Annotated in this window: 1 pseudogene; it reads right to left on the bottom strand. The window is 72.3% G+C overall.

What is annotated here, in order from left to right:
- Nucleotides 1–284: 284 nt before the first annotated feature.
- A pseudogene (locus ACQPYY_RS03865) lies at nucleotides 285–14,303 on the bottom strand (amino acid adenylation domain-containing protein); the annotation flags it as partial.
- Nucleotides 14,304–14,450 lie beyond the last annotated feature (147 nt).

Genomic DNA, 14,450 nt, shown 5'->3' with positions numbered 1-14,450 from the left:
GGCGGCTCGCGCCCCGCGCCGGCCGTTCCGGACATGTCGACGAATCAATGTTTCGCACCTTCATCTCGTGTCGTTTGCTGGTCGGAGACCACCCGGTCCGGTATTCCGGTTGTCTCGACCCCCGACAGACCATACGGCTTATCCCATCGCCGCAACAGCCGCAATGTTACGGGCGGGTCGCGCGGCGCGACCCATCGGCCCGCCGCGCGTCGCCCATCGATTTCCGCTTGTGTCCAGCTCAGCGGCTGTGCTGTCGACAGTTCGGCCGCTGTGTCGTCACCCGCTCAGCGACCGTGGTCGGCGAGTCCGGCCAGCGCCTGCACCCAGCCCTCGACCAGCTGCTTGACCTGGTCCAGGGTCAATACCGCGCCGACGAAGTCGAAGCGGGCGACGAGCCCGTCCTGACTGGTGTCGACGGTGACGTCCAGGTACAGGTCGGCCGCCACCGGCTCCGGGTAGACCTCGGCGGGACGCAGATCCCGATAGCGGAAGCCGATGCGGCCCAACGGCAATACCGCGATCTCGGCGACCGTGTCCGGGTTCAGGTACCGCAGCAGCCCGAATCCGACACCGTGCGAGGGCACTTCGCGCGCGAAATCCCGGATCTGCTCGATGACCGAGCCCGCACCGGGGCCGCCGGAGCGCACCTCGGCCAGGTCCAGACCCTCGAGCCGGAGCGGGAACGGGTAGCTGGTGCTGAACGCGCCGACCGTGCGCAGCCCGTCCCGGTCGCCGGGGACGCGGCCGTCGGCGATCAGGCGCACCACCGAACCCAGTGTGTCACGCAGCGTTTCGGAGTCCGGGTCGAGCAGGGTCGCGGCCAGCGCGGCGAGCAGCACCTCGTCGATGCTGGCGTGGTAGCGGCGGGCGACGGCGTCGACGGCCGCCGCGCCCTCCCCGGTGATGGCCACCGAGACCCGCCCGCGGCTGCCGGAGTCGGCCTCGCCGAGCACCAGGTCCGGGGAGATGCCCTCGGTCACGCCCGCGAGCGCCTGACGCCACCAGTCCAATTCGTCGACGGTGGCGTCGTCCACGGCGCGGTCGGCCAGGGACCGGGCGACGCCGCGCGGGTGCGCGTCGGCGCTGTGCGGGGTGGCGTGGCCGCCGGACCAGGAGGCGGTGAGGTCCTCGATGACGGTGCGCCACGAGGCGTCGTCCACCACCAGGCCGTTCGCGACCACCACCAGCACGGCGGCGGGACGGTCGCCGGCGTCGCTGCCCGCGGCCCCGTTCTCGAGCAGGACGAAGCGCATGTTGTAGCCGCGCTCGGGGTCGAGTTCGGCTGCGGCGGCGTGGATCACGGCCTCGATGGGGTCACCGACGGCCTCGACGTTCGGGTCGATCTGCCACACCACCGCGGCGCCGCGCGGCTGCACGGCGGGAATGTCCAACGCCACGGTGTCGCCGTCACGGCGCAGACGCGCCCACAGGCCGGGGTGCCGGTCCAGGAGACCGGCGACCGAACGGCGCACGCGGGTGCCGGAGATGCCGGCGGCGATGTCGAGGGTGATGGCCCGGACCCAGATGCCGGACGGCTCCACCTCGAGCAGGCCGATGGCTCCGGCGGGCAGCGGCGACACCTCGCCGACCGCGCTCAGCGCGGGGCCGGACGCCGCGGACACCGGGACCGCGGGGCGGCCGGCGCTCGGCGCGACGGGGGTGTCGGTGGCCGAATCCGGTTCGGTCGCGGGCTGATCCGCCGCACCGGCGTCGCGGGACGCGGTGGGCCCGGATTCCGAGACCGCCGACGCGTCGTACCGCGGCGCGGCGGTCTCCGGCTCCGGCCGGAACGCGACGTCCGGTTCTCCGGTGACATCGGGTTCGACGGCGACATCGGGTTCGAAGGCCGCGTCGGGCTCGAACGCGATATCGGGTTCGGAGCCCACCGAGCGCGCGGGCTCGGCGGGATCGTGCAGTTTGACCGGCGGCGCGAGGTCCTCGGGCCGGATGATCGGCAGCACCTGGGTGATGGCCCAGTCGTCGGCGTTGTTCATCGAGTCGGCGTTGTTCGCCGGTTCGGCGCTCTCCACCGGTTCAGCTTTGTCCACCGTCGCCGAGTTGTCCTCGGGTTCGGCGGTTTCCGGCGTTTCGCCACGGTCGGCACGCTCGATGAGCTCGGCCAGGCGCGGGCCGATGACGGCGAACGCCTCCGGGGTGCACATGAGCTGATGCCGCACCGGGACAACGTGTTCGGCGATGCGACCGGTGACGTAGGGCCGCCAGTCCCCGGCGCTGTGCGGTTCGCCGTCCTCGCGGCCGAATTCGGCGGAGAACAGGTCCATCCGGGTGTCGAGCACCGAATGCCGGTAGCGCGCACCGAGTTCCACGGTGCGGACCGCGCCGCGGTACATGCGCCGCAGCCGGTCCACGGTGAGCACGGCCAGCTCGGCGGGGATGGCGGCGTGCAGGGCGTGCAGCGCCTCGTCGCTGAGGTCCTGCAGATCGCCCGCGGGCAGCGCGTCCTCGCCGACCCCGAATTCCGCGAACTGCGCGCGCAGATCCTCGCGGAAGCTGTCGAATTCGGCGCCCGGGTAGGCGTCGAGCACGGCCAGCAGGTCGACCCGGTCGCCGGCGGCCCGCAGTTCGGTGGCGATGGCGTGCGCGAGCACGCCGCCGAGGGAGTAGCCGAGCAGCCGGTACGGCCCCTCGGGCTGGACCTCGCGCATGGCCTCGATGTAGGTGCGCGCGACCTCGGTCAGCGATTCGGGCCGGTAGTCGTCCGCGGTGAGGGCCGGGGACTGCAGACCGTAGATCGGCTGGTCCTCGGGCAGGAACCGGGACAGTCCGGCGTAGGGCCATGCCATGCCGACCATGGGCGGCGCGCAGAACAGCGGCACGCGGGTGCCGGTGGCCCGGATGGGCAGCAGCACACCGAGGGCCGAGTCGGCCGCGGCGTCGAAGTCGTGCTCGCCCTCGAGCGCCGCGGCGATGCGGGCGCTGAGCCCGGCCACCGTGGGCTCGGTGAAGAACCAGGACACCAGGACCTCGGCGCCGGTGAGCTCGCGCAGCTTGGCGACGATGCCGGTGGCCAGCAGCGAGTTGCCGCCGATGCTGAAGAAGTCGTCGTCGGCGCCGACCCGGTCGAGGCCGATGGCCTCGGCGAAGGCGGCGGCCACCGTCTCCTCGAGCGGACTGCTCGGGGCGCGGTATTCGCCTTGGCGCAGTTCGGGTTCCGGCAGGGCCTTGCGATCCAGTTTGCCGACCGGGGTGAGCGGCAGTTCGTCCAGGACCAGGATGGCGGCGGGCACCATGTGCGGCGGCAGGGTCCGCGCGGCGTGCTCGGTGAGCAGGTCCGGGTCGGGTGAGTGGCCGGGCGTGGCCAGCACGTACGACACCAGGACGGTGACGCCCGCGTGGTTCTTGCGGCCCACGGTGACGGCGAAGTCGACCCCCGGGTGGGTGGCCAGCACGGCGTCGATCTCGCCGAGTTCGATGCGGAATCCGCGCACCTTGACCTGGAAGTCGGAGCGCCCGACGTAGTCGAGCTCCCAGCCGACCCGGGTCCCGGCCAGATTGCCGTCCCGGAGTTCGGGTTCGGCGAACCAGCGGACCACGTCGCCGGTGCGGTACATGCGCGAGCCGGGTTCACCCCACGGGTTCGCGACGAACCGTTCCGCCGAGAGCGCGGCCCTATTGCGGTAGCCGCGTGCGAGCGCTCCGCCGGACAGGTACAGCTCGCCCGCGACGCCCGGCGGCACCGGGTTCAGGCGGGAGTCCAGCACCAGCGCCGACATGCCGTGCACCGGGGAGCCGATGGTGATGTGGCGGCCCGGTTCCAGCTGCGCGTAGGTGGAGATGATGGTGGTCTCGGTGGGGCCGTACGCGTTGTGGTAGACGCGATTTCCGGTCTTCCACTTGGCCACCAGTTCCGGCGGCGTCACGTCGCCGCCGACCGACACCACTTCCATCTGCGACTGCCCGGCCGGGTCGACGGTGCCCAGCACCGCGGGGGTGATGATCGCGTGAGTGACGTTCTCGCGGCGCATGAGTTCGGCGAGTTCGGGTCCGCCGAGGATGTCGCGGGGCACGATCACCAGGGTCGCGCCGGTGGAGAACGCGCAGATCCATTCCAGCACCGAGGGATCGAAGCTGGGCGAGCAGATGTGCAGCATCCGGTGTTCGGCGTCGAGGTCGTAGAGACCGGTCGCGTAGTCACTGAGGCCGCCGAGGCCGGCGTGGGTGACGGTGACGCCCTTGGGCATTCCGGTGGAGCCCGAGGTGTAGATGACGTAGGCCGGGTTGGCCATGCGGATCGGGGCGACGCGATCGGCGTCGGTCACCGGTTCCGGGGACTCGGCCGCGCACCGGCGGTCGGTGGCGGCGTCGTCGAGGCACAGCCATTCGACCTCGCCGGGCAGCGTGGGCTGGAAGGCCTTGCTGGTGATGCCGATGACGGCGCCGGAGTCGGAGACCATGTGCCGCACCCGGTCCGCCGGGTAGGCGGGGTCGACGGGCACGTGCGCGCCGCCGGCCTTGGCGATGGCGAGCACCGCGGCCACCATCTCGAACGAGCGCGGGAAGGCCACGGCGACCAGCTTCTCCGGGCCGACGCCGTGCCGGATGAGCACCCGGGCCAGCTGCGAGGAGTAGTCGTCGAGTTCGCCGTAACTGATGGAGTGCCCGCGGTAGCGGATGGCGACGCGGTCGCGACCCAGGGCGACGCCGCGGGTGAGCAGCTCGGGCAGCAGCGCGGTGGCCATCACCTCGTCGCCGTGCACGTGGGTGAGCAGTTCGTACTCGTCGGCGTCGAGCAGCGGCAGGTCGCCGATGGCGGTGACGGGCCGGTCCACGATGGCCTCGAGCAGCCGGACGAAGCGCTCCGCGAACACTTCCACGGTGCGCTGTTCGAAAAGGTCGCGCGCGTAGGTGAACACGGCGTGCAGGCCGCTGTCCGCGTCGCCTTCGCGGACGGTCAGCGACAGGTCGAACTGGGAGGTCTGGATCCCGGAGTCCAGGGCGCTGATCCGCAGTCCGGGCAGCTCGAAGTCGCTGTCGGGGGTGTTCTGGAAGGCCAGCATGACCTGGAACAGCGGGTTGCGGGCGGTGGACCGCTCGGGGTTGAGCACCTCGACCAGCCGCTCGAACGGCAGGTCCGCGTGCGCGAAGGCCTGCAGGTCGGCTTCCTTGGTGGCGGCGAGCAGTTCGTGGAAGCGGAGTCCGCCGTCCACGTGCGAGCGCAGCACCAGGGTGTTGACGAACATGCCGATGACGTCGTCGAGGGCGGCCTCGCCGCGGCCCGCGACGGGCGTGCCGATGGCGATGTCGTCGGTGCCGGACAGGCGCGCCAGGAACAGGGCCAGCGCGGAGTGCACGACCATGAACAGGGTGGCGTTCTGCTCGCGGGCGATGCGCGCCAGACCCTGCTGGAGTTCGGCGTCGATGTGGAAAGGCACCAGGCCGCCGCGGAAGCTGGACACCGGCGGGCGCGGGTGGTCGGCGGGCAGGTTGAGCTCGTCGGGCAGCCCGGCCAGCGCGGTGCGCCAGTGGGCGGCCTGCTCCGAGATCAGGCTCTGCTCATCGGTTTCCGAGCCGAGGACGGTGCGCTGCCACAGGCTGTAGTCGGCGTACTGGACGGTGAGCGGGGTCCACGCGGGCGCGGCCCCGGCCGAGCGCGCGATGTAGGCGGTCATCAGGTCGCGGGCCAGCGGGCCCATGGACCAGCCGTCGGCGCTGATGTGGTGGGCGACCAGCACGATCACGTGCACGGCGGGTTCCACCTCGAAAAGGCGGACGCGCAGCGGGATCTCGCGGGTGACGTCGAAGCCGGTGGCCAGCAGTGTGCCGATCAGCTCGGGCAGGTCGGCGGCCGCGGCGGGCTCGGCGGTGAGCTCCGGCACCGCCTGCTCGGCGGGCAGCACGACCTGGTGGGCCGCTCCCCCGCGCTGCGGGTACACGGTGCGCAGGGTCTCGTGACGGGCCACCAGGTCCGCGACGGCCTGGCGCAGCGCCTCGACGTTCAGTTCGCCGTCCAGGCGCAGGGCCATCGGCAGGTTGTAAGCGGTTGCGGCGGTGTCGAACTGGTTGAGGAACCACATCCGCTGCTGGGCCAGCGAGAGCGGCACCAGCTCCGGTCGCGGGCCCGCGACCAGCGGCGGACGGCGACGGCCGCCGCTGCCGGTCAGTACGCGCCGGGCCAGTTCGTCGACGGTGGTGGCCTCGAACAGGTCGCGCACCCCGAGCCCGGATTCGAGCGCGGTGTTGATGCGGGCCACCACCTGGGTGGCGACCAGCGAGTTGCCGCCGAGGGCGAAGAAGTCGTCGTCGAGGCCGACGGGCCGGTCCAGTCCGAGGGTCTCGGCGAAGACCGCCGCGACGGCCAGCTCGACCGTGGAGACGGGGGCGCGGAACTCGCGCGCCTCGAATTCCGGTGCGGGCAGGGCCTTCCGGTCCAGTTTGCCGTTGGCGTTGACCGGCATGGCGTCGAGCACCACTGTGGCGGCGGGCACCATGTAGGACGGCAGCCGGGCGGCCAGGTGGGCCCGCAGCGCGTCCTGATCGATGGCGCCGCCGGCGGCGGGCACCACGTAGGCGGCCAGCATGTCGCCGGTGTGCTCGGAGGAGTGCAGCACCACCACGGCCTGGTCCACGGAGTCGTGCGCGGTGAGGGCGGCCTCGATCTCGCCGAGTTCGATGCGCAGGCCGCGCAGCTTCACCTGGAAGTCGCTGCGGCCCAGGTAGACCAGGTCGCCGTCGGCGTTCCACTTCACCAGGTCGCCGGTGCGGTACATGCGCTCGCCGCGGCCGAAGGGGCTGGCCACGAAGCGTTCCGCGCTCAGGTCGGGGCGGCCGACGTAGCCGCGCGCCAGCTGCGCGCCCGCCAGGTACAGCTCGCCCACCAGGCCGGGGGCGACCGGGTGCAGGCGCGCGTCGAGCACGTAGGCGCGGGCGTTCCAGACCGGACCGCCGATCGGCACGGCCCCGGCCACGTCGGCGCGGACGGGCGCGGCGGTGGCGTGCACGGTGAATTCGGTGGGCCCGTACAGGTTGTGCAGGGCGGCCGGGCTGATCGCGCGGAAGGCGTCCACGGCGTCGGAGGTGAAGGCCTCACCGGCCACCAGCAGCGCACGCAGCGAACCGATCCGCTGCGGGTCGGCGGTGGCGGCGAACATCCGCAGCATGGACGGCACGAACGAGGTGATGGTGACGTTGTGGGCGGCGATGACGTCGGCCAGGTACTGCGGGTCGCGGTGGCCGTCGGGGGTGGCGACGATCATGCGGCCGCCGGTGGCCAAGGGGGCGAACAGTTCCCACACCGAGACGTCGAAGGTGGCCGGGGTCTTGAACAGCACCACGTCGTCGCGGCCGATCCCGTATTCGCCGGTGATCCAGCGGATCTGGTTCACCGCGGCGGCGTGCGGCACCGCGACGCCCTTGGGGCGGCCGGTGGAGCCGGAGGTGAAGATGACGTACGCGGTGTGCTCGGGCCGCAGCGGCGCCCGGCGTTCCCCGTCGGTGACCGGGTATTCGGCGTAGCCGGCCAGGATCGCGGTGTCGACCTCGAGCACGCGGCGCTCGCCGGCGTCGAAGCTGTCGCGCGAGGTGGTGAGCACGCACACCGGGTCGGCGGTGTCGAGTACGTGGGCGACCCGTTCGGCGGGCTGGTCCGGGTCCAGGGGCACGTACGCGCCGCCCGCCGACAGCACCGCGTAGGCGGCGGTGACGAAGTCCAGCGAACGCCGGATGTGCAGGGCCACCAGCGTTTCCGGGCCGACGCCCTCGGCGATCAGGCGGCGCGCCAGGCGGTGCACGCGGGCCGCGAACTCGCCGTAGGTGACCCGCTCGCCGCCACTGTCGATCGCGATCGCGTCGGGGGTGCGCAGGGTCTGGGTCTCGAACTGCGAGAGCAGCGTGGAGCTCCAGGCGTGCTGCCCGGCCGTGAGATCGACGGCGGTGGCGTTCCAGTCCGTCATCACCCGCTGGCGTTCGTCCACGGCCAGCAGGTCGAAGTCGCCGACGGCGCGTTCGGGGTGGGTGGCGGCGGCGACCAGGGTGCGGCGCAGTCGCTCGGCCAGGCGGTCCATGGTGTCGGCGTCGAACAGGTCGGTCGCGTAGGTGAACGCGGCCGAGATACCCTGCGCCACACCGTCGGTGGAGGTGCGCTCGACCAGGGTGAGGTCCAGGTCGAACTTGGCGACCGGCACGGTCAGGTCGACGTCGGAGACGGTGACGCCGGGCAGCTCGAACACCGCCGGGGTCATGTTCTGCAGCGTCATCGACACCTGGAACAGCGGGTGCCGGGCCTGCGAGCGCGGCGGATCGAGCAGTTCCACGATGCGTTCGAACGGCGCGTCTGCGTGCTCGAAGGCGGCCAGGTCGGTGCGGCGGACCGCGGTCAGCAATTCGGCGAAACCGGCGTTCGGGTCGATCTCGGTACGCAGCACCAGGGTGTTGACGAACATGCCGATGAGCTCGTCCAGGGCGGCCTCGCCGCGGCCCGCGATGGGCGCGCCGATGGCGATGTCGCGGGTGCCCGACACGCGTGCCAGTAGCACCGCGAAGGCGGCGTGCAGCACCATGAACAGGGTCGTGTTGTGCTGCTGCGCGACCCGGTTCAGGGCGGCGTGCACGTGCGGATCGATATCGAAGACGTGCACCGCGCCGCGGCCGGAGGCCACCACCGGGCGGGGCCGGTCGGTGGGCAGTTCCAGCTGGTCGGGCAGTCCGGCGAGGGTGTCACGCCAGAAGTCGAACTGGCGGGCCAGCGGCGAGGCGGGATCGTGCTCGTCGCCGAGGCTCTCGCGCTGCCACAGCGCGAAGTCCGCGTACTGCACCGGCAGCGGCGACCACTCCGGCTCGCGGCCCCGCATGCGGCCGAAGTAGGCGGTCATCAGGTCGCGGGTGAGCGGGCCGCCGGAGAAGCCGTCACCGGCGATGTGGTGGACCACGCACACCAGCACGTGGTCGTCGTCACTCAGACGCAGCAGGCGCAGCCGCAGCGGCGGCGCGACGGTCACGTCGAACGGCGCGAACGCGGCCTCCGAGACCACCTGGGCCACATCGGCTTCGGTGACCTGCACGACCGGCAGCGACGGCATGGCGTCGGGCGCGTCGATGGCCAGGATCAGCTGGTGGCCGACGCCGTCGTGCTCGGGGTAGTAGGTGCGCAGCACCTCGTGCCGGGCCACCAGGTCGGCCACGGCGTCGCGCAGCGCGGGCACGTCCAGTGGGCCGGTGACGCGCAGCGCGGTGGGCAAGTTGTAGGTGGCGGCCTCCGGGTCGAGCCGGTTGAGGAACCACATGCGCTGCTGCGCGTAGGACAGCGGGATCAGCTCCGGGCGCGGCATGGGCCGCAGCGGAGCGGTGCCGGCGACGGCCGAATCGGCCAGCGCGTCCAGGGAATTCGCGAGTTCGGCGACGGTCGGGTGCTCGAACAGGGCGCGGACCGGGACCCGGGCGCCGATGGCCGCGCCCAGGCGGGCCACCACCTGGGTGGCGTTGAGCGAGTTGCCGCCGAGCTGGAAGAAGTCGTCGTCGGCGCCGACGCGGTCGGCGCGCAGCACGGTCGCGAAGATCTCGGCCACCGTCTGCTCGGCGGCCGTGGCGGGCTCGCGGTATTCGCGGGCCTGGAACTGCGGCACCGGCAGCGCCTTGCGGTCGAGCTTGCCGGAGGCGTTGAGCGGCATGGCCTCCAGGCGCACCACGGCCGAGGGCACCATGTAGGAGGGCACGGATTCGCGGGTGTGGGCGAGCAGGTCGGTATCGGTCACCTGCGCGTCGTCCTCGAGAACGACGTAGCCGACCAGGCGGTCGCCGGTCTCCCCGCGCACCAGGGAGACGGCGGCGCGGTGCACGGCGGGGTGGCCGAGCAGCACGGTCTCGATCTCGCCGAGTTCGATGCGCTGGCCGCGCAGCTTGATCTGGAAGTCGCTGCGGCCCAGGTATTCCAGGGCGTGGCCGGTGCCGGCCGAGCCGGCGAGCTCAGCGGTGCCGGCCGAGCCGGCGGGCTCAGCACCGCCGGACGGCACCCAGCGGACCACGTCGCCGGTGCGGTAGAGCCGCTGCCCGCCCTCGTGGGCGACGAAGCGTTCGGCGGTCAGCGCGGGCGCGCCGAGGTAGCCGCGCGCCAATTGCACACCGGCGACATACAGTTCGCCGGCCGCGCCGAACGGCACGGGGCGCAGCTGCCGGTCCAGCACCAGGACCCGGGTGTTGGCGACGGGGCCACCGATCGGCACCGCGACGCCGTGCGTGCGCTCGGCCGGATGGGCGGTGACCACGGTGGCCTCGGCGGGGCCGTACCAGTTCACCAGCTTCGTGTCCGGCAGCGCCGCAGCGAATTTCGCGGCGCTCTCGGCGGACAGCGCCTCACCGGCGGCGAACACCCAGCGCAGCGAGGGGTGCCGCCGAGCCGCGCCGTCGAGGTACGCGTCGAGCATGGACGGCACGAAATGCACGGAGGTGACCGCGTATTCGTCGATCACGCGCGCGATGTAGGCCGGGTCGCGGTGCCCGTCCGGCTCGGCGACGACCACGGTCGCGCCGGTCTGCAAGGGCCAGAACAGCTCCCAGGTGGAGATGTCGAAGGTGATCGGCGTCTTGTGCAGCACCACGTCGCCGGGACGGTGCGGGTAGGTGCGCTGCGACCAGCGGAACTGGTTGGCCATCTGCCGGTGCGTGATCACCACACCCTTGGGGCGGCCGGTGGAGCCGGAGGTGTAGATGACGTAGGCGGTATTGTCCGGGCGCACCGGAGCGGGGGCCACCTCGACGAACTGGTCCGCGCCCGCGAGCGCGTCCACGAAGAACAGCGGGACGCCGGAAGCGGTTTCGAAGTCGTCGGCGGCGCGGGTGAGCACGCACACCGGCGCGGATCCGGCCAGCACATACTCGTTGCGCTCGGCCGGATGATCGGGGTCGACCGGCACGTACGCGCCGCCGGACCGCAGCACCGCGTAGACGGCCACGACCAGGTCGATGCTGCGCCGCATGGCCACGGCCACCCGGGATTCCGCGCCGACACCGCGCAGGGTGAGCTCCTGCGCCAGGCGACGGGACCGGGCGTCGAGCTCGGCGTAGGTGAGGCTGATGCGGTCGAAGACGACGGCGGGGGCGTCGGGCGTCCGGGCCACCTGGGCGTCGAACAGGGTGAGCAGCGTCGAATCGTCCTGCAGCTCGGGCACTTCGGTGGCGTTGACCTCGGCCAGCGCGCGCCGTTCGCCGTCGAGCAGCGCGTCGATCTCGGCCACGCGGGCCCGCGGATCGGCGGCGATGCGGCCGAGCAGCGCCGCGAGCCGGTCGGCGATGGCCTGCGCGGCGTCCTCGTCGAAGAGGTCGCGCAGGTACTTCACGCCGAAGCCGAGGCCCTTGCCGCGCGGCTGCACCATGACGGTGAGCGGGTAGTGGGTGCCGTTGGTCGCGGACGCGCCGAGGATGCCCGCGCCGTCGATGGGCGCGGCGGCGTCGTCGAGCGACTCCTCGTCGACCGGGAACGAGGCGAACACCACGATGGAGTCGAAAAGCCCGTCGACGCCCGCGATCTCCTGGATCTCGCCCAGCCCGACGTAGTGGTGGTCGAGCAGGGCGGCCTGCTCGTCCTGCAGCGACCGCAGCACCTGCGCGAGGGTGTCGCCCGCGTGCAGCCGCACCCGCACCGGAATGGCGTTGAGGAACAGGCCGATCATGGTCTCGATGCCCGCCAGCTGCGGCGGACGGCCGGAGACGGTGGCGCCGAAGACCACGTCGTCGCGGTCGGTGCTGCGGCCGATGAGCAGACCCCACGCGGCCTGCACGACGGTATTGAGCGTGACGCCCGCGTCGTGGGCCACCTTGGTCAGGGTCGCGGTGTCGGTCTCGGACAGCGTGAAGGTGATTTCGCCGATGCCGGAGGTGATCTCGCGGGAGGGGTCGACCGCCGCCAGCGGGGTCGGGTCATCGAATCCGGCGAGGGTCTCGCGCCAGGCCTCGCGCGCCGCGCCGTGGTCGCGGGCGGCCAGCCAGGCCAGGTAGTCGCGGTAGGGACGCACCGCGGGGATCCGGGAGGCGTCGCCGTCGGCCGCGTAGAGCAGCAGCATGTCCTGCACCAGCAGCGGCATGGACCAGCCGTCGATGAGGATGTGATGGCTGGTGACGCACACCCGGTAGCGGTCAGCGGCGGTCCGGAACAGCGTGATGCGCAGCAGCGGGCCCGCGCCCATGTCGAAGTGGCGGGCCACGTCGAAGGCCATCAGCCGGTCGGTCTCGGCCAGCGCCTCGGCGGGTTCGCGGTCGCTGAGATCCAGGTACTGCCAGGGCAGTTCGACGTCGTCGAGGATGACCTGCAGCGGATTGCCCGCGCCGTCCTCGGCGAAGACGGCCCGCAGGTTGACGTGCCGTTCCAGCATGGCGCGGGCGGCGGCGTGCACGCGCGCCACGTCGATCTCACCGGCCACGTCGAGGGCGAACTGCACCATGTAGGCGTCGACCGAGGATTCGGCCAGGCGGGCGTGGAACAGCATGCCGGACTGCAGCGGCGTCAGCGGCCACACCTCGGACAGGTTCGGGTACTGCTCGCGCAGCCGTGCCTCGTCGGCCGGGTCCAGCTCGACCAGCGGGCCGGTCGCGAGTTCCTCGGTGGCGGTGGCGTTCTCGACCGGCACCGCGACCTCGGCCAGGGCGGCCACGGTGCGGGCGGCGAACATCTCGCGCGGCTTGAAGCCCAGGCCGCGGGCACGCGCCCGGGACACGATCTGGATGGCGGTGATGGAATCCACGCCGAGGCTGAAGAAGTCGTCGTCGAGCCCGACCCGGTCCAGGCGCAGCACCTCGGCGATGACCTCGGCCACCGCCTGCTGCGCGGGGGTCTCCGGCGCGCGGTACTCGCCGATCTCGAGCTGCGGTTCGGGCAGCGCGCGGCGGTCCAGCTTGCCCGCGGGGGTCAGCGGGATCTCGTCGAGCTCCATGATGGCGGCGGGCACCATGTGCGCGGGCAGCGCCCGTTCCGCCAGCTCGGACAGTTGCGGGGTGTCGATCGAATAGCCCGGTGCGGCATGCACGTACGAGACCAGCGCGGTGGCGCGCCCGTTCACCTCGTGGCCGATGGTCACCGCGAAGTCGACCGAATCGTCGCCCGCCAGCACGGCGTCGATCTCGCCGAGTTCGATGCGCAGGCCGCGGATCTTGACCTGGAAGTCGTTGCGGCCCAGGTACTCCAGTTCACCGGCGGCGTTGGCGCGCACCAGGTCGCCGGTACGGTAGAGCCGGGAACCGTTTGCCTCGAACGGATTCGCCACGAAGCGGGATGAGGTCAGTTCGGGGCGGGCGTGATAGCCGCGGGCCAGCAGCGCGCCCGCGATGTACAGCTCACCGGGCGCTCCGGCCGGGACCGGCCGCAGCCGCTCGTCCAGCACATGCGCGGTGGCGCCACGGATCGCCGCACCGATGGTGACCGTCCGGTCCGCCGCCAGCGGATCGGAGATATTGGTGGCGATGGTGGCCTCGGTGGGGCCGTAGGCGTTGAAGAACCGGCGGTTGCCCGACGGGCCCGTCGACCATCGGCGCACCAGCTCCGGCGACACCGCCTCGCCGCCGCCGACGATGGACTCCATGCCCGTCAGCTGCTCGGGATCCAGCGAGGCCAGCACGGACGGCGTGATCAGGCCGTGCGTGACGCCCTCGCGGGCGATCAGCGCGCCCAGCTCCGGGCCGCCGTACACGTCGGGCACGGTGACCACCAGGGTCGCCGCCGCGCCCACGGCCATCAGCAGTTCCATGATGGAGGCGTCGAACGACGGGGTGGCCACGTGCAGCACCCGCGACTCCGCGCCGATGCCGAAGCGTTCCCGCATCTCCGCGGTGAGCGCGGCCAGGCCGGTGTGGGTGACCACGACGCCCTTGGGCAGCCCGGTGGAACCGGAGGTGTAGATGGCGTAGGCGGTGTGCTCGGCGCGCAGCGGGCGCACCCGGTCGGCATTGGTGACCGGTTCGGCCGAGTAGGTGTTCGCGGCGGCCAGGAACTCGTCGGTGTCGATGTCGAGCCACGGCACGGCGGCGGGCAGCGTGGAGCGGGTGTCGGCGACGGTCAGGCCGAGGACCGCGCCGGAGTCGGTGACCATGTGCAGCACGCGGTCGGCCGGGTAGCTGGGGTCGACGGGCACGAAACCGGCGCCGGTCTTGGCGACCGCCCAGACCGCGACGACGGACTCCACCGAGCGGCGGATGCCGACCGCGACCAGATCCTCCGGGCCGATGCCGCGCGCGATGAGCAGCCGGGCCAACCGGTTGGAGCGTTCGTCGAGTTCGCCGTAGCCGAGACGCGCCAGGGCGGCGTCGGCGTCGGCCAGGACGACGGCGGTGCCGCCCGGGTTGGCCTCCACGGCGGTGGCCATGAGTTGCGGCAGGGTAGGGACGTGCGGTCCGCGGCGGGTCCGGGTCGGGCGTACGCGAGCCGTGCGGGTCATGCCTGCACCGCCACGAGCTCGTTCTTCCGGTCCCCGACCACCCGAATCATGCAGCTTGTCCTCATCCTGTCCGTG

The sequence above is a fragment of the Nocardia sp. CA-145437 genome (genome assembly GCF_050956485.1).
In the GTDB taxonomy this organism is placed as follows: Bacteria; Actinomycetota; Actinomycetes; order Mycobacteriales; family Mycobacteriaceae; genus Nocardia.
This window is presented reverse-complemented; position numbering and strand designations above follow the sequence as displayed.